Source organism: Nostoc sp. (assembly GCF_036916985.1).
In the GTDB taxonomy this organism is placed as follows: domain Bacteria; phylum Cyanobacteriota; class Cyanobacteriia; order Cyanobacteriales; family Nostocaceae; genus Nostoc.
In genome coordinates this window covers 1-23471 of record NZ_JBALFD010000013.1, presented here as the reverse complement: position 1 = coordinate 23471, position 23471 = coordinate 1, and the positions used below count along the sequence as shown (strand labels likewise).

Here is a 23471-nt window from a genome sequence, read left to right as displayed (position 1 = left end):
TTAAAAAATATGAACAGTAATACTATCTATTACATAACTGATGAACATCTGGAAATAGCTCATAAAATTGCTAAGTTTTTAGACAAAGAACAAAAGCGTATTGAACCAGGTAAAGAAGGTATTAGTACTGAGTTAAGTAAATTAATTACTTATATTGACTCGAAAATAAAACAAAATATAAATGTTGATAAAAAGGAAAGAAAACCATCACGATTTTTTACATATATTGAACAATTAGCCGAAAATGGCAAAATAATCGGGCATAGCAACAAAACTACTAGTTACTACGAAAGTATTAGTGAAATATGTAATCAATATCTCAGAATTTATGAGAAAAAGCCTTTAGTAATTATACAAATATTGGGCTGGTCGCAACGCTTAATGCGTTATTATAAAACAGTAGATTATAATGATGAGCCTGATATTTCACCAATTATACCAACAGAATCAGTACCGAGAAAAACTCCTAAAGTAGCAGAGACTCCCAAGGAGACAAAACCTCTCAAAACAGAAGACGCAAAAACATTAGAACCTCCTCAATTATCAAAGCCTTCTAAACCTGTACCTACCAAATTGATAGAACCGAAGAAACCTGAAGATTCAAAAACTTTAGAACGTCCTAAAATATCAGATTCTCCCAAGCCGATAAAATCTCCTAAAACAGAAGGTTCTAAAGCTGTAGAACCTCCAAAACCTTGGGAACGCTATCCTAAAAAACCATCTAAATAAGTTAGTCTATTGCTTTTCCCCATAAGCAACATAAGCAGAATCTGCCACAATTCCCATCAAACTGATAGGAGCATTAACTGCAACATAATAATAATCAACCTGCGTTGCTAAATTATCAATTTCTCTAAACCTTCCTTTCACATAAATCACCAGGACGGTTGTTATTTTCATCCAAGGTAATATGGAATCAATTTGTATTTTTACCTTTTCTTCCCGTTTATTTTCAGCATCTTCTTTTGATAATCCAGCAAATTCTTGACCTGAAAATAGATTCAAATTTATCAAATCAAGAACAAAAACATCACCAATTGGCTGCTTAGGTATTTTTTGACGATTATAAAATCTCACATCTTTAAATCCCCTTTGTTGCAGTAATTTATAATCATGAGGTTCGTTATCATAACTAGGTAAGTAATAATCTACAGTTGTGGAACCGATTACTTTTTCGCGCTGTAAAGAACGCTTGACATTTTCAACTTCATACTGAACTAAATCTGCAATTTTATTCTCTACTTCTCGGTTAATTAATTGACTAGCTACTTTTTTCGCATCATCTAAATTTTTACCTACAACAAAAGACAAAAATACACCCAAAAATGCAAATACCCCTAAAGTAAATTGCATTGCTGCAACAAATCTGTTAAAGCTTTCACCTAGTTGACCATTTGTCGCTTTGAGAAATTCTAACTGGCTTTTGAGTAGTTCAATATCATTGAGGTTTTTGGCAGGGGTTAATACTGGTGAAGGTGTGGGTGTTGGAGTTGGAGTTGGAGTTTGAGCAATCACCAAATCCCACAGGTGAGATAAATCAATTGAGGGTAGCCAATCCATAGATATTTTGTTTATAGCGATTATTTCTTTATTTAATCATGGGCGATCGCATCACTCTACAAATCCAACTTTAACTAAAAGCGATCGCACAATCCACTCCAACTTTAACTAAATCCAGAATGTATTTCCATCCCCGTGAGGGGTAATGATTTGAAAACATGGAAGTTCGTGATGACGGCACTCCTTTTATTACCGTGTTTCCATCCCCGTAAGGGGTAATGATTTGAAAACCGGTTTTGAAAATTTCTCTCTTACCCAAAAAGGAAAAGTTTCCATCCCCGTAAGGGGTAATGATTTGAAAACAAGAAATTGACCGTGGAAAGTATGAACCGTGTAAATGTTTCCATCCCCGTAAGGGGTAATGATTTGAAAACAAAAAATCGATCCGCCGTCAACGGATCCGGCTAAATGTTTCCATCCCCGTAAGGGGTAATGATTTGAAAACTCGCTGGACAAGTACATGCCCAAGGTACCCAAAAAGCCCAAGTTTCCATCCCCGTAAGGGGTAATGATTTGAAAACGTCTTGTCCGCATCCGCGAACCCGGGATATAACGCATCGTTTCCATCCCCGTAAGGGGTAATGATTTGAAAACCCTACCCTTCTAGAACACTTGCTACGACTGGGTTTGAAAGTGCCATTTTCGCGGGGGGTCTGATTTGACTGTCAATAAGCATACTTTACTGACACTAGCCCCCGACTATAGGCATCTCAAAGCCTTACTCAGTAAGCGATTCGCGGGGGTCAACGAAAGAATCAGGGTTTCAAGCATTGGCATACCCCCGCGAAAAATTTGCGTGTGTAGGGTAAAAACCAACACTTTAACTTTCACCAAGAAACGCAATATTAAATTTTCAAGGTTCCGCTTGATTAAACAAGAGTATACCAAACTACTCCTCACTCTTCAAAGCGCGTCGTGCCAACTTGACATAAGTCTTCACCGTTTCATAAGGCATCTCTAAATCTTCTGCCACCACCTGCAATGACTCGCCCATTTCCCGCCGTGCTAAGATTGTCGCCCATTTTGAGGCTATTTCATCTGCGCGATCGCCACCCGTCCGCTTGCGTCGTGCTTTAAAAATCTGTGTTAAATCTTCAATGCGTTTCGCCAAGACAGTTTGCACATCAGGTATATCTTGGACAACTTGAGATGACCAACCCAAACGTGTTTGTCCCAAGCCAAAAGTAGTTTTGTGACCAGTACCGCAGTAGGGTGCAAGTTTTCCTAAAGCCGAAAATAACTGCCCAAATTCTGGCTGTTTGGCTGCATCTTTAGCTAAACTAAACTCAATTGCCCCAGTGAATCCTGTGACTGCGCCTTTCTTCCCCGCCAATACCTTCGCGGTTGTTAATTGGCAACGAGTAATCAATATATAATCATCTACCCAAGCCAGAAAAGCATCCTGGTCAACAGACATTCCCGAAAAGTCATTCCAGCGCCGCAGATAGCTATGAAATACATTCGTTGGTACTGGTAATGGGAAGTGATGACCTTTACGGCGAAAACTTGTAGGACTGAGAAATTTCAAAGCGAAAGTCTCATTAAGCTCAGATTCTAGCAGTTGCTTATAAGTCGTGGGAGGATGGGCAATTTTGACAGAACGAATCTGCAAAGGGGCATTTTTTAATTCCAGCACCTCTGGCAAATTTTCTACCCATTGCGCCATCCACTGTTGCACTCGATGAGATAAAGCTGTGACATACCAACGATAGGAGGTGTTTGCAGATAGTTGTATTTGTCTACCGCTACTGATAATCTCTCCATTTAAAGCTGAGATAGTAAACGGTTTCTCTGACTCTCCATCATGGAGGTAAGCTGAAAGTTCTGGGTCTGTAGAACCCACTTGTTGGAGAAACCAGGCATGTAGTCCAATAGTGTACTGAGGGAAGAGATAACAATCTTTTGCAGGGACTAACTCAAATTCTAAGCCGATTAACTCTGTGTCCGGCGGCCATGTAAGCGGAGATGGAGGGATATTTGGCTTTTCTTGAGAGCGTCGAGGCATAGTATTATTTGAGCCACAGTTTCTATATTTTATCTTGTTTTCATCCCCAGTCGGGGATAAAGCTGTGAGTCGTGCTGCTGCAAGATGGGGTCAAATCAGAATTGAAGAAGGCAGAGGGCAGGAAGCAGTATTCCTTCTGCCTCCTGGCCTCTGCCTTTCTTGATAAAAAATCCCCAGCAACTGTTTGAGCGATCGCTGGGGATGATTAATATTATTGTCATACCAGCTAACCAAGTCTTGCTTCATCACAATTATCCTCGACTGTCCCCATCAAAGGACTTTGGAGAATATAATTTTTAGCAAGAATCAGGATAACTGATATTAACAAAGACGCAGGTGTTTAGATAAAGTCAATCAACTCAAAGCTTCATATCGGGTAAATTTTGCACTCCTTGCACATCAAAAATAATCAAGAATTTGATATTTTTGATTGAATGTCGCAACACTTGTAAGTAAGCAACTGCATCATTACGGCGGCGAAACCGTGCAACAACATTAGACTGTTGAACACCAGAATTCACGCCAAGATTATCCAACAGTTGTTCGTTAGATAAAACGCGAATAATGCACCACGGATGCAGTTGCTGAAAATAGGTCATAATAACCACCTTAAAAATGCTGTAAAATACCCAAAAACTCAGCTTTGAAATGACTATCATTACCGTAGGCTATGAGTATTTGCTAAGACAGAGCAAGATGCTATTGACAAATTACTTAAGTTGTGAGCTTTCTCGGCTATGATTCAAGATGGTTAAGGTGCAACCAGTCCAAAACCTGTTCAGGAATCTCCTCGAAATGTTCGAGAAAAAAATCCATCAAAGCCAGATGGAGTAAATCATTATGGGTGGGATAGCGTCGATTGGAGCCATTTCTAAACCAGCCTCGAACTGTTGAATCCGAACGGGAACATATTAAGGCAATTAGTTCATAACTTACAGCCCATTTAGCATAAAATTGTGTTGGTGTCATGCTAAAATCCCAATTGCTATAGAGTAAAATCAGATGTCGTTCGCGTGTGGTGATTCGACGAATATTAGACATGATAAACAAGTTAAAATTTGCCAGACAAAAGGCACTTAAAACAGCAATTTCAAGGAATTGTCAAAAGTCAGAATTTATCAAGAGTCTAGTATGATTGATATATTCATTCATCAAATGCTCTCCTGAATTCTGACTCCTGACTCCTGAATTCTGACTCCTGACCTTGATTAGTGCGAATCTAAATGGGTAATGATGATGCTCATATCCTCCATATAACGCCAGTAAAAGCGTTTCGCCATTGATGCAGAAGAACTCCAGAGTTCGCCATCTTTGCAACGATATCGATGGGTTCTTAAGCTGCGATATGTAGCCCCATTATTAGCGAAACATTCAAAAGCTTTATCGTATTGCTTGCGGTCTTTTGGAGATAATGAATCAAGTTGTTTTTGGGCTTTTTCAGCGAAAATCAAACGGAATTTGACAGCTTGAATATGCATTCAAAAGTTTCCGAATGTCCAAACTTGACCGAAAGCGCAGAGATTTTTGCACAGGTGGAGCGCGTGCTTTTTTCCAAGCGTTCATTTTGTGATAATTTATGTGGGTAATAAGTAAGTAGGCGAGAATAAATCAAAGTAGATTAAGTAATGTAAAAAATCTTGAGATGAGTTCGTAGTCAGGGCTTCAGCCCTCAAATGAGGACTTTAGTCCTCACTACAAACCTTGAATTATTTACGCCCACCTACTTACTTTGTCAGATGTTGTGTGAACTAAACTATAAACGCAGCGTCATCTACTACAAACTCAGGTTGCGTTCCCAATACTGCGACCTTGCAACGATTGTGTGCAGTCATGGGGTAGAATCTAACTTGGTCTTCGCGTTTGTTAACGAGTCGGAAGAGGTATTTGGATAGGCTTTGGTACTGCTTTTCATCCAACACGCACTCGAAAACCGATTTTTGCACTCGCAAACCATAAGCTTCTAGAAGTTTCGCCACTTTATTGCGACGGGTATCGCTAACAATGTCGTAGCAAACTAAATAAAACATCAGAGGAAGTAAAAAGTAAAAAGTAAAAAGGCAAAAGAAAGAAGAAAAGAGAGAGTTGTGTTAAGTTGGATTGAATTCAAACTTAAAAGCTTGGAATTGAAGCATTTTTTACTTTTTACTTTTGGGGTTGATGAATCAAGATATAACTGAGAGAACATTTGACTTTGCAGTTAGGATAGTTAGGTTGTGTCAGTCTTTGGAAGAAAAACCTGGAGTTCCACGTACATTAGCTAAACAATTACTCCGTTCAGGAACCTCAATTGGGGCTAATGTAGAAGAAGCAAGAGCAGGACAAAGCAAAGCAGATTTTATTAATAAAAATGCTATTGCTCTCAAAGAAGCTCGTGAAACTCAATATTGGTTACGCCTACTTGTCGCGACAGAAATTATCTCACAAAATAAGCTCAATCAATTATTACAAGAGTCTGAGGAGTTGAAGAGAATTTTGGGAGCTATCATTGTCAGCAGTAAAAAGTAAGTCTTGTATTTCTTCTCTTTTGCCTTTTAACTTTTTACTTTTTACTTCACTTGCTGGACGAAACTTTAACGCTAGGGGACGGTAAAATTCTACATCTCCCAGTAAAGATGCAAGATATTCTCGTACCTGTAAGTCGAGACATTGACGATAACTTACTTCTCCAGCGTAAGGATGCAGTACAAAAGTTCGCAATTTTGCTTCCCAATATTGGAGAAACTTTTGCAGAAGATTGTGTGACTGGCTTTTCCCGTTACCATTCCCATTTCCATTGGTGTTAGTCAAATTGCGGACAAAATTTAACACCAAGTCATCGACAATAGGTGCGCGAAATTCTGCGGTAAAGTCCCATGCTAAGGGCAGTTCGTGATTACCATTGCGGTGTAAAATTGCATAGTCGGGGTTAAGTCCTGCGGTGTTCAACAGTGTGTAAATATATTGATGTAGCAGTTGATTTCCCAGGTTTATTAGTTGGCTAATGCGCTTTGCAGTTGTACGCGGACATTCGTTGTAGAAGCTCAGTAGAGAAGCAACGGCACCGTAATAAATATTATCAGCCTCTTCGCTGTATTCGTGCAGTTCGTCAATTCCTGGTGCTATTGGTAAGTTGTCCATCAACAGCGTCAAGTAATTTAATGCGCGTTGAGTTGTGTCATTAGCGTGGTGGCGAGTCCAACTTTGCAGAAAAGTATGTTGGTTGTGCAATTTTGCCCAGATAATACTTTCTGCTGTAGCGCGGTTAAATTCAATGTCGCGTGCGCGTCTACGTTGGGAAGTAAGATATTTTGCTTGTAGTTGAGATGGATTTTCTAGCCGTCCTAAATATTCACCAGTTTGGGTTAGATATAAGACAGGAATCTGATGTGAATGAACGATTTTAATGACTTCTTTAGGTAAACTGATATTACCAAAGATAATAAACTGACTGAGATTCCGAATTGGAATACAGATACGTTGATTTTGTTGATGAAACACCTTTAAATAATGGTGTTGAATTTGGAATAATACGTCCTGTTCGGTGATGTAAATGGTAGACATAAATTGAAACCAACTAGGTTTAGTTGTAGGTGAGAAAGTTTTCTTTCCTTACCTATATTTCAATTTTCTCAGGTTGATATATGAGTTCGTATTTGCGTAAATGCTATTTTTATATGACTTCGTATATGGGTTATATGAGTTACTAAAAAGGCATAAAAAAAAGTCGGAGGTACTATCCCCGACTTAGTGGTAGGGTGTGTTATGCCGAAGGCTAACGCACCCTACATATATTAATGCGATCGCATTTTTTCTTCAGTCATTGCAGCATGACAAATCACTAATGCGATCGCAACGTCCTTTAAACTTTTCCATCCCCGTGAGGGGTAAAGGAATTAAAACTGTTTATTACAGCTGGTTCCCTGAGTTTAATGTTGATCGTTTCCATCCCCGTGAGGGGTAAAGGAATTAAAACCAAGTCCACTGGATCAAATGCTATCGGAATTAGCACTGGTTTCCATCCCCGTGAGGGGTAAAGGAATTAAAACTATTTTGTGATAAAGTTCGAGCTCCAAAAGTACAAATGTTTCCATCCCCGTGAGGGGTAAAGGAATTAAAACTTCCAACCTAAGTCATCGTTTGTTAACAATGGACTCAGTTTCCATCCCCGTGAGGGGTAAAGGAATTAAAACAACTTCCCTTATAAGGGAAGCTATATAAATGATGTAAGTTTCCATCCCCGTGAGGGGTAAAGGAATTAAAACGAAAGATGATGATATGAAAACCCCGACAGTGGGAGACAGTTTCCATCCCCGTGAGGGGTAAAGGAATTAAAACTGGAGGCGACATACCCGGAACCTATAGACATTTCAGATGATGTTTCCATCCCCGTGAGGGGTAAAGGAATTAAAACTTGAATAGTTGCCAGGAGTGCCTACAAATAGGAATGTTTCCATCCCCGTGAGGGGTAAAGGAATTAAAACTCCAAAGCTCCACTGCGGCAGCTACCATATCCTGCGAAGGTTTCCATCCCCGTGAGGGGTAAAGGAATTAAAACGAGATAAACGGAAAGCCAGTGCTTTCCGTAGTGCAGGGTTTCCATCCCCGTGAGGGGTAAAGGAATTAAAACGGGTTTATCAGAATCGGAGGGGAACATAAATACCCTGTTTCCATCCCCGTGAGGGGTAAAGGAATTAAAACCAAACCTTGTCTTTAGCACTATTGCCGAAAGCGACTTAACAGTTTCCATCCCCGTGAGGGGTAAAGGAATTAAAACCGGTGTACAGTAAGGTACACGGGAACGGTTCCTCATCAGGTTTCCATCCCCGTGAGGGGTAAAGGAATTAAAACATTTTGAAAGCAGAAGAGATTTCTTTTTACTTGATAAAGTTTCCATCCCCGTGAGGGGTAAAGGAATTAAAACGAAGTTGATTGCAGGGATATGGCGATCAGCAGGGGCTTTGGTTTCCATCCCCGTGAGGGGTAAAGGAATTAAAACAGCTTGCCAGCAAAATCATATAGAATACAAAAAATGTTTGTTTCCATCCCCGTGAGGGGTAAAGGAATTAAAACAAATGATGATGACTGCTTTGATGTTTATTTGAGAACAGTTTCCATCCCCGTGAGGGGTAAAGGAATTAAAACCTGATGCTAAACAGATTTTCGTTTGTACCTTACCTAAGTTTCCATCCCCGTGAGGGGTAAAGGAATTAAAACTTTTGCACGATCACCAAAACGGTACTCCTTTTTTTAGAAAGTTTCCATCCCCGTGAGGGGTAAAGGAATTAAAACTTCACAGAAAAGACAGATGCCTTGAACCAGAAGTCAAAGTTTCCATCCCCGTGAGGGGTAAAGGAATTAAAACCTTCTATTTATCCGTTCGCTGCTATTTATGAGAAAAAAGTTTCCATCCCCGTGAGGGGTAAAGGAATTAAAACAGGAGTTAGTGTGGGGCAAAATGATACCAAAGCCCCAAGTTTCCATCCCCGTGAGGGGTAAAGGAATTAAAACCAAGTAATTTCTAAAGCCTCAAAAATCGCATCGACTAGTTTCCATCCCCGTGAGGGGTAAAGGAATTAAAACTAGCTAAACAAGCAATTTTAGCGATTTTGGAAGCAGTTTCCATCCCCGTGAGGGGTAAAGGAATTAAAACGAGACGGAATAGTCAATATTCTCGGCCCCAGCCTAGAAGTTTCCATCCCCGTGAGGGGTAAAGGAATTAAAACCCTACCTGTTCAGAAGCCTTGTCACGATTGAGCTTGAGATAGGTCTATCTGAGGGGGTCATTTTTCCAGCTAAATAATTTATAAGTTCTCTCAATAAACCACTCTCTGACGCACTTCAAACGCTTACTTAGCAAGCTATCTGAGGGGGTCAACGAAATAATAAGGGTTTCAGCCGTTGTCTGACCCCCTCAGATGCTTATCAATCAATAAAGAATTTATAACTTTACCTAATGATTGAGAGTAGTTAGAAACACTTACTTTTGATTTTATTTTATTAATTTTTCATGGTTCGGCAGATTTAATGACCAGTGTATAGAAACCTACTAAAAAAGTCAAGGTGAAGTATAAAGTATAAAATTACTCCACCAAACTTTTCTAGTTTTACATAGTCCCCAATCCCCATTACAACTTCCAAATCATCGGCCGGTATAACTCCACTTGTCCCGTCAAAGAAGCAATGTATTCCCTTACCTGTAATTCCAAACAACGGCGCAGGCTGACTTGATATCCTGTATGAGGATGCGTCACTTCAGACTGCAATTTCTCTTCCCAATGTTTGAGAAACTTTTTTAAGGCGTGAGGTTGAAGATATACACCGTCTTTTTCATCTGGAGAAGTAAAATCTTCAGATGTAAAAATCTTGGAATTAATTAAATAAGCGACAAGAGAATCAACCAGTTGGGCGCGAAATTCTTCCATTAAATCGCTGACTAAGGCTGGGTGATTATCACGGGGAACATGAAGGTTGCCAAAGTGCGTGTGTAATCCAATTACTTGCACAAAAGAGAATACATTTTGACTTAATAATGTATATCCTAAACTTAACAAGCTATTGACGGGATCTGTTGGTGGACGCTTAGTCCGTTTCTCAAAGACAAACGCTCCCGTAAACAGGGAACCCAAAGCTTGAAAGTATAAAGTCGCTGCTTTTCCTTCGTATCCTCGCAGGGAATCCATACTTTCAGCAAAAGTTAACTTCTCCATCAATTCGGCAATTCCACTAATTGCTGTCGCAGCAATTTTCGAGGGATGGCGACGGTTTAATTTTAAAAGTAATGCACGAGAATTATGTAATTTCGCCCGAACTATCGCTTCAGCTTGCTTTCTAATAAACTCAGGATTTTGACAACGCTCAACCTGTAACATCAAATATTCAACCTTAGCATCACCTTCTGTTTGCAACCTGCCAAAATACCTGCCCTTTTGGGACAAATACATCATCGGAATCCGTCGCCGCAACGCCATACTCACCGCGCCATGTGATACATTACAACAACCAAACAACACAACGTTGCTGACTCGACTAACTGGAACCTTAATCCGCAATTCACCTTGATAATAAACTTGAAATTGTTGATTTTTGACGCTCAAATAAGCACCTTGGTCGGTTATATATAAAGTAGTCATGGTTTCCTGCCAATAATGAGAAATTGATGCTTTCGGAAAATTGACCGGCTTGTCAATACTGCAAGCTTTAGGAGGACGAGAAACTGGTTTCGCTGGTCTTGGTTTTCTGCGAAAATAAGGTGTACCCGAATCATTAATTACCCATTCCCCAGCGAGTACAGGTTTGGGTGGTGGTGGTGCATAAACTTCACCGCCGGCAAAGCGATAACCCAAGAAAGTAAACTCATCCTTGGGAGTAAAAATCTGTGTCTTCTCTAGTTGTAGAGTTAAATAGACTTCTCCTAACCAAGCAGTAATTTTGTCAAGGATACGGTTTGCTTCTTGCCAACTCTTACAAGCGATAACAAAATCATCCCCGTACCGCACTAAATTAATTCCTTGACTGAGACATTTTCGATCAAAACTAGTTAGGTATAAATTTGCTAAAGCACCAGAAAGTCCCCCACCTTGTAATACTCCTTTACCAAAGTTGCGATATTGTCCAGCGACGATAACTCCTGACTTCAACTGTTGTTCTAACAACTGTAATACAATTGGTTCAAGTGATAATTCCTCCAATGCAGTTAACAATAATGCCCAAGAAAGATTGTCAAAGAAATCAGCAATATCGGCTTTGATAATCCATTTTGGTTGATACTGATAGTATCCATATAAATGTTGTACTGCTTGGTGAATACTGTGTCCAGGACGATAGGCATAGCTGCAATCAAGAAACGTATCTTCTAAGGGAAAATACAATTCATCGAGTAGTAAACGCTGGATAATTCTATCCCGCACAGTAGGGATACCAATTAACCGCTTACTGCCGTTTTTTTTGGGGATGTAAAACCCTTTGGCAGGGCTTGGAGTGTAAGTTTCGTGGTGTAGTTGATATTCGAGCTTCTGTAATTGTTCGGTAGCCATTGACTCAAATAAGTCAACAGAAATACCATCAATCCCCGCAGCCTTACTTCCCGCACGGACTTGTAACCATGCAAAATGGAGGTGTTCTTTAGTGAACATAATCAAAACTAAAAAGGTAAAAGTAAAAAGGTAAACGTAAGATTATCGACACGCTTTCAACCTGCTTGGGGTTTATGATCTCAAGGGCGAGTAGCGAAAGTCCGTTAAAATGGACTGAAAATGTAATATGTGTTTTAAAAGGTGTCGAATCCCTTGCAGTACCTTTGACTTAATTGTTGCAGTGCCATATATGAGTTCGTGTATGGGTTATTGACTCTTGTATATGACTTCGTATATGACTAAACAAGGCAAAAGTAAAAAGTTAAAAGGCAAAAGAAAGAAAAAGAAAAATGGTTATCAGCCCATAAATAAATTTATGGGGATTATCTTTTAACTTTTTACTTCGTAAATATGTATAATTTTCTTACTTTTAACTTTTACCTTTTTACTTTTTACTTATTATGAGCAGGACTCTGGTTGCATCAGATGAAGGTGTGAAGCTGGCAAGAAAAGCCTTAAAAGCCAGAAATTTAACTCAAACAGATTTTGCGATAGAGGTAGGATTAGGTTACACAACTGTTAATAATTTCCTCAACGGTAAACCGATATATCGCACAAATTTTCAAGAGATGTGCGTTTTTCTGGGCTTAGACTGGCAAGATATTGCTGCATTTGGTGAAGAAGCCGAACCCCAAGAACTCACACCCCTTGATAACCTTTGGCAACAACTTCAATTATTAAGCTCTCCTACTGAACAAATGGGGCTAGTCTTAGTAAAAGAGGAAACATTAGGTTGGGGTCAGAAAATACCGAGTCGTTACGAAAAATCAGTGCAGGTAGGTAGCTTTATTCGTTTTGAAATCAATTTAGAGACTCCTGGATATTTACTACTGTTGCAAAAAGATACATCTGGACAACTATCGTGTTTTTGTCCCTCGTGTTTTGCTCCTCAGCCGCACTTGAATACAGGTAAGACAACTCTGCCTCAAGAAGGTTCACCAATGACGGCTTTTCCAGTAGAAGGCGAACCAGGTAAGGAGCAAATTATCGCAGTCCTTACCAAGGAAGTACCTGCATTAGACTGGTTACGGCAAGAGAATGATGAGGTTTTGTCACTAGAAGCAAGTCATCTTATAGAGTTACTAAAATACGTGACTGAACGCGGAGAGTATCAACTTTGGTATACAGATTACATGATTACTGCACGTTAACAAGTAAAAAGTCTAATTTATTACTCACCTGTGCAAATAGAACTCGCAGCTACAAAGACAAAACCGCCTACGCGGGTTTAAAATGCTTAATTTGGTGTAGTTAAAAATTGTAAAGTGGGTTGACTTTAATAGTTTGTTTTCATACTATGTATACTGAAGTATTACTGAACCATGAAAAATCAATAAAGTCTAAATCCAGCGTTTCCAGTTACTCTCAATCATTTGGCAAACTTATAAGTTGTCATTGAATGATAAGCATCTGAGGGGGTCAGGGAAAGGCTGAAACCCTGATTCTTTCGTTGACCCCCTCAGATAGCTTGCTGGGTAAGCATTTTAAGTGTCTTCAAGTTACTGCTATTGATAAAATATCTCAATTATTTACTCGAAAAAACAACCCCCTCAGATTGACCTATTTCAAACTCAATCTTGGTAAGGCTTCTGAAAGAGTAGGGTTTTAATTCCTTTACCCCTCACGGGGATGGAAACTTGGAATGGCAGTGGAAATCGTAAAACTGAAAGGGTTTTAATTCCTTTACCCCTCACGGGGATGGAAACCTTCATAGTCATCATAACGATAACCTTCATCATCAATCGTTTTAATTCCTTTACCCCTCACGGGGATGGAAACAATATTCCAATGTCTAAGACGGAGTCAGACTCTTTTTTCTGTTTTAATTCCTTTACCCCTCACGGGGATGGAAACTTCTGGATAAAGGCGTTCAGACAAAAATTCTGCCACAGTTTTAATTCCTTTACCCCTCACGGGGATGGAAACATCTGAAAGATATTGAGAAGTTGCATTAAGCAGCGGTTTTAATTCCTTTACCCCTCACGGGGATGGAAACGAAAAGCTAACCCGAAGAATAATGCAGTTCCAACAGTTTTAATTCCTTTACCCCTCACGGGGATGGAAACAATCAACACATCAATAATCTCACTTGTGAGAATATCAGAGTTTTAATTCCTTTACCCCTCACGGGGATGGAAACCAGATCTTTTTAGACTCTCAATCAGCGCAAAAAGCATTTGGTTTTAATTCCTTTACCCCTCACGGGGATGGAAACAAGAAGCTTTTAAATTTTGGGTGGATTGGGTTGCAACCGGTTTTAATTCCTTTACCCCTCACGGGGATGGAAACATTTCCACCTATAACTTTGACGGTATCAAAGCTTACTTGTTTTAATTCCTTTACCCCTCACGGGGATGGAAACTACTTGCTTTTTGTCTAAAGTAAAATTCATCAAGCTGTTTTAATTCCTTTACCCCTCACGGGGATGGAAACTATGTTTCATCTCCGATTACAACTTCAGAAATATCATCTGTTTTAATTCCTTTACCCCTCACGGGGATGGAAACCTTTTTCAGGTTCAGTCACAATAATCTCTCCAGTGATAGGGTTTTAATTCCTTTACCCCTCACGGGGATGGAAACCTTCTATGGTTTCTGGCCCTCCTCGCCAGACAAATAATCGTTTTAATTCCTTTACCCCTCACGGAGATGGAAACTGATAATGAACAATTTTAGGTAAAATAAGTAATTGATTGAAAAGTCAAAACTAAAAAATATACCAGCATCTGGAACTAGCAGATGAAAAAACTCTTAGAAAAATTAAATCAACTTAACTTACAGGTTGTGCAACTTGCTGGACAAGGAAACTTCAAGCAAGCAATAATTATTGCCCAAGAAGCTGTCAACTTAGGGTCAAGCCAGCAGCTAACTGAGCATTCAGAATATTGTGATAGCTTGAATAACTTAGCAGAATTATATCGAATACAAGGATGTTATTTAGAAGCCAATCTCTTGTATTTACAAGCGTTAACTATTAGAAAAAGTCTCTTAGGTTCAGAACATCCTGATGTTGCACAATCTTTAAATAATCTGGCAGTACTCTACCATTCACAAGGGAATTACTCACAAGCCGAAAAATATTTTTTAGAATCCCTGGAACTTTGGAAAAGTATTTTTGGATCAGAACATTTTCAAATTGCGACTAATTTAAATAATCTGGCAGAAATTTATCGAGAACAAGGAAAATATCTCAAAACTGAACAAGTACATTTAGAAGTTTTAGGAATGCGAAAACGTCTGTTTGGCGATGAACATCCAGACATTGCTCAAACTTTGACTAATTTAGGAGCGATTTACACATCCCTTGGACGCTATAAAGAAGCAGAAAAAATTCACTTAGAAACCTTGGTGATGAAAAGACGCTTGTTTGAAGAGTTACATCCTGATATTACTATTAGCCTGAATAATTTAGCAAGATTGTACGATGTTCAAGGACGTTATCTCGAAGCGGAACAACTGCATTTAGCTGTTTTAGACAGATGGAAAGAAATATTAGGTTCAGAACATCCATACATCGCATCTACCTTCAGTAATCTGGGGGGAACTTATCAAGAACAGGGGCGTTACCTAGAATCAGAGCAAAAACATCTAGAAGCCTTAGCGATGAGAAAACGCTTGCTAGGTGATGAACATCCTGATATCGCTAGCAGTTTGGATAATTTAGCAGAACTTTATCTGATTCAAGGGCGTTATTTATCAGCTGAACAAAAGGCTTTGGAAGCTTATTTTTTGAGAAAACAACTGTTCAGTTCTGAGCAATTAGATATTGTTAATAGCTTAAAAAGCTTGGCAGTAATCTACACTTATCAAGGGCGATACTTAGAAGCTGAAAAACTCTATTTAGAAGTATTCCCAATACTGGAAAGCTCACTTGGAAAAGAGCATCCCGTAATTGCCAGTACTTTAAACAATCTGGCTGGACTTTATGAAGAACAAGGCAATTATTCTCAAGCGGAACAAAAATATTTATCAGCTCTAGAAATTCAAAAAAATCTCTTAGGTAACGAGCATCCTGATATTGCCTTGACTTTCAACCAGATAGCAGTTATTTATCGGTTACAAGGACGATATTCTGAATCGGAACAACTGCATCTAGAATCTTTGGCAATGACCAAAAATCTTTTAGGAGAACGACATCCATTCGTAGCAGCGATTCTCAATAATTTAGCAGCATTATATCATGCTCAATTTAAATATCAAGAAGCAGAATCATTATTTTTATCAGCCTTAGCTATTGTTAAAAGTGCCTTTGGTGACGAACACCCACAAGTAGCAAGTACGATGAATAACTTAGCGGTTATTTATGATTTTCAAGGGCGTTATCAAGAAGCAGAAGAACTCCATTTAGAAACATTGAGACTGAGAAAGTCATTACTAGGAGAATCACACCCACAAATCGCTAATAGTCTGAATAATCTGGGAGAGTTATACTTTTCGCTGGGGCGCTATGAAGAAGCACAACAGAAGTATGCAGAAACTTTGGCAATGAGAAAACGCCTGTTGGGAGATGAACATCCTGATGTTGCATTTAGCTTAAATAATCTCGCAACAGTGTTAGCTGCGACTAACCGCCCAGATGAAGCTTTATCTCATCGCATCGAAGCCAGTAACATTAATGACAAGATTATTCGTAATATATTCGCTTTTAGTTCCGAAAGCGATCGCCTGTCCTTCCTCCAGAAAATTCGCAATAACTTTGACTTATTTCTTTCCCTAGTCTGCAACCATCTTGCTGACTCAGATAAAGCAAAACTAGCAGCCTTAGATTTTGTTCTCAAACGTAAAGCCTTAACCGCCTCAGCGCTGGCGGCTCAAAATGAAGCATTTTACAATGGCCGCTACCCGCAACTGACAGAAAAATTCCGTCAACTGCGCGATTTGAGCAATCAAATTATCCATCTGACTTTTGCAGTTCCCAAAACAGATGACTTAGCTACATACCAAGATAATTTGAGACAACTGCAAAACAGACATCACAACTTACAAAAACAATTAGCGGCACAAGTTCCAGAAATTCAGCTATCACAACAAACTTTCGACCGTGAGGCGATTGTCGCAGCATTACCTTCTGATTCTATTTTGGTCGAGTTTGTCCGCTTTGACGTATTCGATTTTCAGGCAATTTCGGCCAATGGAGAAACACAATGGCATCCAGCTCGGTATTTAGCATTTATTTTAACAGCCGGACAATCAGATGCCGTGCAGATGGTAGATTTAGGGGCAAGCGCATCCATCGATGAACTGATTCAAGCCTTTCGCTTACAAGCATCTGACTACACCCACCCGACATTAGCTTGGGGTAAAGGTAGTGACGCACCAAAGCTGCATATCAAATCATACAATCCCACAGATGCGATGCAACTGAGTCAAGCAGTGTTCGACCCCATCCGGGACTTAGTGAAAGATTGCAGCCATCTAATTATTGCACCCGATGGGAATTTAAACTTAGTGCCGTTTCAGATATTGCCGATTGATGCCACAGGCTCACGTCTATTAATGGATGACTATACCATCAGTTATCTGGGTGTCGGGCGAGAAATTCTCCGTAGCAAAGTTCAGCTACCAACAGGTTTTATTTCGGCACCATTAATCATTGCCGATCCTGATTTTGATTTATTGGGGACTGGGGATTGGCGATCGGGAACTGGGGACTGGGAAAAAAATTTCATGCTCGATGTCCGAAGTCTTCAGTTAAACGATCATCTCACAGAAAAAGGCTTCCTTCGCGCTCCAGGGACAAGGTTTTTGGGGGAAAGTGTGGCGAAAAAACTGCCCGATGCCAAATTATACTTAGGCGCAGAAGCACTAGAAACCCGCCTGACAAGTAGCAAGTGTCCTAGTATCATGCTAATTGCAACTCATGGCTTATTCCAAAGCGATTCCCAGGCGCAACCAGTCACTAACAGGCGCAACCTATTAAACATGGAAGGTCTGCGAACAACCAAGGTAGAAAATCCTATGTTGCGTTCTGGGCTGGCGTTAGCGGGTGCTAATACTTGGCTGGCTGGTGGGAGACTTCCTCAAGCAGCAGGCAAAGGCTTTGTTTTTGCCCAAGATATTGCCAGTTTAGATTTGTGGGCGAATGAATTGACGGTTCTTTCTGCCTGCGATACTGCCAGAGGAGATATTAAAATTGGCGAAGGTGTATTTGGGTTACGGCGTGCTTTCGCAGTGGCAGGTGCAAAAACTCTGGTGATGAGCCTATGGTCTGTTCCTGATAAAGTAACTGCCTTACTGATGGAGCGTTTTTTTGATAACTTGCAGTCTGGCATGAGTCGGTCTGGGGCGTTACATTCTGCTCAAAATTATATACGTAGAATTACAGTTAAGCAATTGCGCGAATCAACTTTGGGTCTGGAAGTGCTAAAGGAGCTTTTAGCGGTCAAAGAGTTATCAGTAAATACTAGAATTGATTGTCAAGAAAAAGACACACCATTAGAACATCCCTTCTACTGGGGAGCATGGATTTGTCAGGGAAATACGGAGCCATTGGTTAACTAGGGGTAAAAGTGGACAAGCTGGCATTAATCGCTACTTTTACCTCAATTACAAATATACCAGCGATCGCTTGAGCAAAATTCACAATCAATCTTCCTGGGAAGCTGAAGCTTGTTCCTTAGCCACAGCCTCAGCAATAACCTGCCGCAACCACTCGGAACGATTGGGCTTGTTTCGCACGTAGGCATCTAAATCTTCTGGGAGCATCACAGATATAGGTTTTGTATCACATTTAACACTCACTTAACTTTTTACCAATGAGCCTGGGGTGAACCTGAATTTCTCTGGTATCTTTGCCACCTTTAGTGTTGTATGCCCTGATGATCAGCTTGGGACGAACCCCTAGTGCCAATAACATCTCTTTTGAGCAAAGTGCAGCTTTCGTTGATTTGGGTGGCAGTATAAAGGCAGACACCGAATAAAGCGCGATCGCGTCTTTGTGTTATTTACACAAATGCTAAGAGTTAATGGACAAGGTGATCATAAGTAGCAGCATTCGATGCAAAAGCTACTTTTATCAAATCACCGTATTTTCTGATTAACACAATTGCTTTGTAGGCGATCGCCTATATTTTAATTCAACAAATTTATAATTCTGGCACCTGTAGGTTACGTTTATTACCTGCGTAATGCTTGTAAATAATTTCTGGAGAGTTTCCAACCCACCTTCCTACATCCTTAGCATCAATATCAGCTTCTAGGCAAAGGGTAATAAAAGTGTGTCTGCATTGGTAAGGTTTGCGATATTCGCTGACTACACCCTGTTTTACAAGTTTAGTTACGATTCCATCTATATGTGTACCACGGTGATTTTTGTAACCTTTCCAAGCATGATTGAGAAAATCCCCAAAGTCTACTATGCCGCCTTTCTTGCTTCTAAAGATAAAATCATCTGGGTTAAAGTTCTCAGGTTTGATAGAGTCTAAAATTTCACGTTGCTGATTATTAATCGGAAAACGTCTTTGGCTTTGAGTCTTCAATCCATCTTTGAGAGCTAGCCCTTTAGTACTGATGGTAATTGCTTGCTCAAAGGTAATGTATTTATCACTGATATGCTTCCATTGTAGAGCGATCGCTTCTGATGGTCTGCACCCAGTAAAAAATAATAATTTTACTAAAGGAGCATAGTAGCTGTAGAGTTTGCTCTCCTCAAATGCTTGAATTATGCTATCTCGTTCTTCCTTAGTAAATGGATTGATTTCATATTCTGCTGATTCTGACTTCGGTATCTGAATATCTTTTGCCATACCCTGGAAGGGATTTGATGTAATCAACTGGCTTTTAAGTGCCCAATCACAGCAAGCATTTATGTTTGTCAAAGTACGTTTAGCTGCATTAGCACTGAGATTTGCAATGAGATAATCTCGAATTGCGATCGCATTATCCAATGTTTTGTTTGGGAAACTGGCGATGTGATTGCGATACTTTCGATAATCAACAGCGTAAGTAGAAGGACTAACCTGTGGTTTTTTAAACTCAGTGTATTTTTCCCATAATTCTCCCAAGTCATATTGGGGGTTAACTGAAGAACTAATGGGCGTAATCGCGCTAACAGTGCTTAATGAAGCTGCTGGTTTGTACTTAGCTAAACTGGCATCAAACTCTCCATAGTCAATATCTCTCTGAATTGTTGCCGCTAAAGTCGATGCTTGATGTCTTCCTAAAGTTGTATCGTAGTGCCTTGTCGAAAGGTAGAAACGCTTGGTTTTTAGCTCTCCCGTCGGCGTAACAATAGGATGAGAAAAAACTAATTGGAGACTGCCGTTAGAGTTCTTAATCTGCACTGAACCCCGATGGGCAATACTTTGAGATTTTTGAGATTCCATAAGGGTAATTAACTGGGGTAAAGACCTTTATCTTTTCACTTTACCCCAGTTTTACCCCAGAAATACCTATTGGGGTAAAAACCTCTACCTTACATTTTTACCCCAGTTTTACCCCAGTTCTTTACCCAAACTACCCAAAATTACCCCAAAAATATTGCAAGGCTCTGGAAACAAGCCCTACAACTACCATTAAAAAAGGGCTTCAAAGCCCTGTAATCCTTATATTTATTAAAAGGCGGCACCCGGATTTGAACCGGGGGTGGAGGTTTTGCAGACCTCTGCCTTACCACTTGGCTATGCCGCCACAGCAAGATTCCCTGAACTACTTTAATGTTTCTAAGATGTCTTAGTAGGCATTTAGTAGCCATAGGATGCTAGTTTAACCATGATAGCATAGGATTCTGAGGTAGAGATAGTGGGTTAACTGGATGTTTATGGTAGTCTTTAAGCGATCGCTGAGTTATTAGTTTTCACTCTTCACCTGTTACACCTTTACTTCATCAGCAAAACTACCCCAGCGGACAAAGTGAAATGGACCGGCGATAGAACCCCAAAGGCGTTCATCGGTGTCTAAATCTCTTCCCCGGTCAAGGCTGAAAAATTCTTTAGCGTCAATCTCAAATTCGTTATCCAAATAAGTATTTTTGCCGTCACGTACAACTATGCAGGCTTTACCAGGTTCAACTCTGCCTTTGAAGCTCTTACCTGTCCACTCTACAATCATGTTGCAACCTGACATTTTTTCCAATTGGTCAACAGACAATTCTTTGAGGCGTTCGGGTTCACGAGATGCACCGTAAAATTTTTGTTCTTCTTTAACGGTGTAGTGTTCAATAGCAATGTGGTTTTCTGCCGGAATCAACTTCATTACCCGCATCCGGTAGGGTTGATTGAGCATAAAATCATAAGCTTGTTCGAGAAACAAACTTACTCCTGAGAATAATTCTAAGGGAAGGGGACGGATACACACGCGGATATGAGCATAAAAAGGCGGATTTTCAAAAGCTTGTTCTTGATTGCTAAAGTCAGCTGCCATCCAGCGGGCTAAGGTGGCGATATCAGTAGAATGAGTCATTACAAAACGATCGACTAGTTGCTTAAAAATTATCTAGGATTATTTTGACACTTTCTAGACTCAAAAATCCTGGTTGCGATACCTTTGATGGGCTTTGCCTACGCAATTTTTAAATTGGATATAAGATGGATGCTTTGATTGTAGAAAATCAGGATGCTTTTGATGAATCGTAGAATTAGCTTATACAACCAACTCAAGACAAAGTAAAGTACCTATGCTCAGGCGTTTAATTGCGATCGCTACTGCGACTATACTCTTTAGCAGTTCCTTAACGCTGGCACAGAGTAAGAAGCCCAAACCACCGGACAAATTTCCTCCCAATCCTCTAGAGATTACCACACCCGATCCCCTGTCACCACGATCGCCTAAAGATCAACAGCCGTTAACTCTCCAAGAACGGCAAAAGTTAGAACCGGCGTTGGATGCGCTAAATCAAGAAGCTGCGGCGAAACTACAAGCAGGTGAACCAGAAGCAGCCTTTGAAATTTGGAACCGAGAATTGCGTTTGCGGCGCTTTTTCGGTTCATTAGCAGAGATACAAGCATTATCACGAGTCGGTGCGATCGCTTGGAATCAAAACAACGGCGAAGAAGTACAATATATTACGCAACGATTGCAAGCAATTCAAAAACAGGTGCAATCTGAGAAAACAACTGCCCCAATTGATTTAGAATTGTGGCGATCGCTAGGTCAAGCTTACCAAAACGTGCGAGCGTCTAAACTAGCCATAGAAGCTTACAACCAAGTTTTGCTAGTAGTGCGACAGCAAAAAGATCCAATTGCACTTGTAGAAACTCTCCAGACAATTGGAGAACTGCATTTGAGTTGGTTTGATTATCCCAAAGCTGCGCCAATCTACGAAGAATTATTGAGTTTAGCTACATCCCTTGGCGAACGTGTAAACGAGATAACATATTTGCAACGACTGGCTTATATTTACGAGCAGACAAACCAACCGCAGCAGTCATTGAATGTACTGAATAAGTTAGCAGAAATTTACGTCAATGAAAATGATCTTACTAGAATACCAGAATTAAAGCTAGCGATCGCTTCAGATTATGAATCTCTTGCCAAGAAAGATCCTAACTTACTGCTAGAAGCTTTTAAAAATTATCAAGAAGCTTATACTACTGCTTGGCGATTACAGCAGTTTGTTCCTGCTGGTGAAGCTTTGCAGAAATTAATTGTGCTATATCGTTCTCAAGGACAAATAGACGAAGCTTTGCAGGCTAGCCAAATTCTTGTACAGACACAGGCGCAAGCCGCCAACTTTTACGGAATGATGCAAGCTTATGACCAAATTGGACAATTGTATCTAGAACGCAAAGAGTTTCCTCAAGCATTGACAGCTTTTCAAAAAGGTTTAAAACTAGCGCAACAACTCAAACATGAAGAAGCATACTTTACTGGACAAATTGAAAAACTGTCGAAAACAAATTTTTAACTGAAATTTCTGCGATCGCTTAACATAAAAATACCCGTCATGCTTACCCAAAAGGTGAAAAGCTATGTCAGAAACTACCCTAGCTGCACCAGATATTCAACTCCCACCCACCCAAGCAGAATTACCCGACGATGACGGTATCCCGATGGAAAGTCCACGACACAAAGCCCAGATGGATTTGCTCATAGATGCCCTGATACCTTGGTTGCAAGAGCGAGAAGATGGGTTTATTGGCGGTAATATGTTCGTTTACTACAGTCTGGCCCAGGTGCGAAACAAAGACTTTAAAGGCCCAGACTTTTTTGCTGTGTTGGGAGTCCCCAAAGGAGAACGTCGCAGTTGGGTGGTTTGGGAAGAAGCAAAAGCACCAGATGTAGTTATTGAGTTGCTTTCTGACAGCACAGCCCAAGCAGACAAAAATGAGAAAAAGCTAATTTATCAAAACCAATTGCGTGTCCCAGAATATTTCTGGTATGACCCTTTTAACCCTAATGATTTGGCTGGTTTCTCTAATGAAAAAGGAGCTTATCAACCCATCGTAATAAATGCTCAAAATCAATTGGTGAGTCAATCTTTAGGGTTAGCATTACAGTTATGGCAAGGAAGTTATAAAGGTATTAATACTACTTGGTTACGCTGGGCAATTTTGGCAGGGGAATTACTACCAACTCCTGAAGAAAAGGAACGCCAAAGGGCAGACAAAGCAGAATCGCAGTTATTACAAACTGCACGCAACTTACTTGAGTCAGGGATGACAATAGAACAGGTAGCTAGGTTAACAGGTTTGAATGTATCTGAGATTGAAACTTAGAGATATTCAAAATTCAGTCATTCGTAGGTTGGGTGGAGGCTTTGCATAACCCAACCTTGTATCTTAGAAATAGTAGTAGACCGTCCCAACCTTGGTCAAGAAAGACCGCTTCGTAGCATGGGTCACTACAACAATCTCTTTG

Annotated in this window: 18 protein-coding genes, 1 tRNA gene and 3 CRISPR repeat arrays; of the genes, 6 read left to right on the top strand and 13 right to left on the bottom strand. The window is 40.1% G+C overall.

Features of this window, described 5'->3' with window-relative positions; genetic code table 11:
* Window positions 1-9: 9 nt before the first annotated feature.
* The gene (locus V7L07_RS03080) at window positions 10-729 is read left to right on the top strand and encodes a hypothetical protein (protein ID WP_335054957.1); all 720 of its coding nucleotides are present in this window, start codon (window positions 10-12) and stop codon (window positions 727-729) included.
* Between the two features lie 6 nt (window positions 730-735).
* On the opposite strand, the gene V7L07_RS03075 is transcribed toward V7L07_RS03080, so the two are convergent.
* The 7 genes from V7L07_RS03075 to cas2 all read right to left on the bottom strand — a co-directional run bounded on the left by V7L07_RS03075 (window position 736) and on the right by cas2 (window position 5592).
* The gene (locus V7L07_RS03075; RefSeq protein WP_335054955.1) at window positions 736-1560 is read right to left on the bottom strand and encodes a hypothetical protein; all 825 of its coding nucleotides are present in this window, start codon (window positions 1558-1560) and stop codon (window positions 736-738) included.
* Window positions 1561-1683: 123 nt separating this feature from the next.
* Window positions 1684-2154: a CRISPR direct-repeat array (repeat unit 35 nt; unit sequence GTTTCCATCCCCGTAAGGGGTAATGATTTGAAAAC).
* Window positions 2155-2449: 295 nt separating this feature from the next.
* Complete coding sequence (gene cas6, locus V7L07_RS03070) at window positions 2450-3565, bottom strand: CRISPR-associated endoribonuclease Cas6 (protein WP_335054953.1); 1116 nt, start codon at window positions 3563-3565, stop codon at window positions 2450-2452.
* Window positions 3566-3655: 90 nt separating this feature from the next.
* A complete protein-coding gene (locus V7L07_RS03065) occupies window positions 3656-3811 on the bottom strand; it encodes a hypothetical protein (RefSeq protein WP_335054951.1) in 156 nt (51 codons plus the stop codon).
* Window positions 3812-3924: 113 nt separating this feature from the next.
* Window positions 3925-4164, bottom strand: a complete 240-nt coding sequence (locus tag V7L07_RS03060; protein WP_335054949.1) for a hypothetical protein — start codon at window positions 4162-4164, stop codon at window positions 3925-3927.
* A gap of 136 nt (window positions 4165-4300) precedes the next feature.
* Window positions 4301-4606, bottom strand: coding sequence for a hypothetical protein (locus V7L07_RS03055; protein WP_335054947.1), 306 nt, complete (start codon window positions 4604-4606; stop codon window positions 4301-4303).
* A gap of 167 nt (window positions 4607-4773) precedes the next feature.
* Window positions 4774-5043, bottom strand: coding sequence for a hypothetical protein (locus V7L07_RS03050; RefSeq protein WP_335054945.1), 270 nt, complete (start codon window positions 5041-5043; stop codon window positions 4774-4776).
* Window positions 5044-5313: 270 nt separating this feature from the next.
* Window positions 5314-5592 (bottom strand): CRISPR-associated endonuclease Cas2, encoded by a 279-nt coding sequence (cas2, locus tag V7L07_RS03045; RefSeq protein ID WP_335054943.1) that lies wholly within the window; start codon window positions 5590-5592, stop codon window positions 5314-5316.
* 130 nt (window positions 5593-5722) lie between these two features.
* On the opposite strand from cas2, the gene V7L07_RS03040 reads away from it, so the two are divergent.
* Window positions 5723-6070, top strand: coding sequence for a four helix bundle protein (locus tag V7L07_RS03040; RefSeq protein WP_335054941.1), 348 nt, complete (start codon window positions 5723-5725; stop codon window positions 6068-6070).
* Here the strand turns inward: V7L07_RS03040 and cas1 (V7L07_RS03035) are convergent.
* Window positions 6008-7105: a CRISPR-associated endonuclease Cas1 gene (gene cas1, locus V7L07_RS03035; RefSeq protein WP_335054939.1), complete on the bottom strand. Its 1098-nt coding sequence runs from the start codon at window positions 7103-7105 to the stop codon at window positions 6008-6010. The two genes, V7L07_RS03040 and cas1 (V7L07_RS03035), sit on opposite strands and share 63 nt — an antisense overlap.
* A 304-nt stretch (window positions 7106-7409) precedes the next feature.
* Window positions 7410-9267: direct repeats of the CRISPR family, unit length 35 nt; unit sequence GTTTCCATCCCCGTGAGGGGTAAAGGAATTAAAAC.
* A gap of 402 nt (window positions 9268-9669) precedes the next feature.
* The gene (cas1, locus tag V7L07_RS03030) at window positions 9670-11676 is read right to left on the bottom strand and encodes a CRISPR-associated endonuclease Cas1 (protein WP_335054937.1); all 2007 of its coding nucleotides are present in this window, start codon (window positions 11674-11676) and stop codon (window positions 9670-9672) included.
* 401 nt (window positions 11677-12077) lie between these two features.
* On the opposite strand from cas1 (V7L07_RS03030), the gene V7L07_RS03025 reads away from it, so the two are divergent.
* Both V7L07_RS03025 and V7L07_RS03020 read left to right on the top strand, forming a co-directional pair.
* On the top strand, window positions 12078-12827 hold the full coding sequence (locus tag V7L07_RS03025; RefSeq protein ID WP_335054935.1) for a DUF4384 domain-containing protein: 750 nt from the start codon (window positions 12078-12080) through the stop codon (window positions 12825-12827).
* 451 nt (window positions 12828-13278) lie between these two features.
* A CRISPR array of direct repeats spans window positions 13279-14332; the repeat unit is 35 nt; unit sequence GTTTTAATTCCTTTACCCCTCACGGGGATGGAAAC.
* An 82-nt stretch (window positions 14333-14414) separates the two neighbouring features.
* Window positions 14415-18176 carry a tetratricopeptide repeat protein gene (locus tag V7L07_RS03020; RefSeq protein ID WP_335054933.1) on the top strand — a complete coding sequence of 1254 codons (3762 nt, stop codon included), beginning with the start codon at window positions 14415-14417 and terminating at the stop codon, window positions 18174-18176.
* Between the two features lie 84 nt (window positions 18177-18260).
* Here the strand turns inward: V7L07_RS03020 and V7L07_RS03015 are convergent, their stop codons facing one another.
* The 4 genes from V7L07_RS03015 to V7L07_RS03000 form a co-directional block, all read right to left on the bottom strand.
* Complete coding sequence (locus V7L07_RS03015) at window positions 18261-18416, bottom strand: hypothetical protein (protein WP_335054931.1); 156 nt, start codon at window positions 18414-18416, stop codon at window positions 18261-18263.
* 344 nt (window positions 18417-18760) lie between these two features.
* The gene (locus tag V7L07_RS03010) at window positions 18761-19999 is read right to left on the bottom strand and encodes a tyrosine-type recombinase/integrase (protein WP_335054929.1); all 1239 of its coding nucleotides are present in this window, start codon (window positions 19997-19999) and stop codon (window positions 18761-18763) included.
* A 233-nt stretch (window positions 20000-20232) separates the two neighbouring features.
* Window positions 20233-20303 (bottom strand) — tRNA-Cys (locus V7L07_RS03005).
* A gap of 180 nt (window positions 20304-20483) precedes the next feature.
* Window positions 20484-21074, bottom strand: coding sequence for a chromophore lyase CpcT/CpeT (locus V7L07_RS03000; protein ID WP_179064554.1), 591 nt, complete (start codon window positions 21072-21074; stop codon window positions 20484-20486).
* Window positions 21075-21288: 214 nt separating this feature from the next.
* Here V7L07_RS03000 and V7L07_RS02995 point away from each other — a divergent pair, with 214 nt between their 5' ends.
* On the top strand, window positions 21289-22518 hold the full coding sequence (locus V7L07_RS02995) for a tetratricopeptide repeat protein (protein ID WP_335054927.1): 1230 nt from the start codon (window positions 21289-21291) through the stop codon (window positions 22516-22518).
* A gap of 64 nt (window positions 22519-22582) precedes the next feature.
* On the top strand, window positions 22583-23329 hold the full coding sequence (locus V7L07_RS02990; protein ID WP_335054925.1) for a Uma2 family endonuclease: 747 nt from the start codon (window positions 22583-22585) through the stop codon (window positions 23327-23329).
* The last annotated feature ends 142 nt before the right edge of the window (window positions 23330-23471 follow it).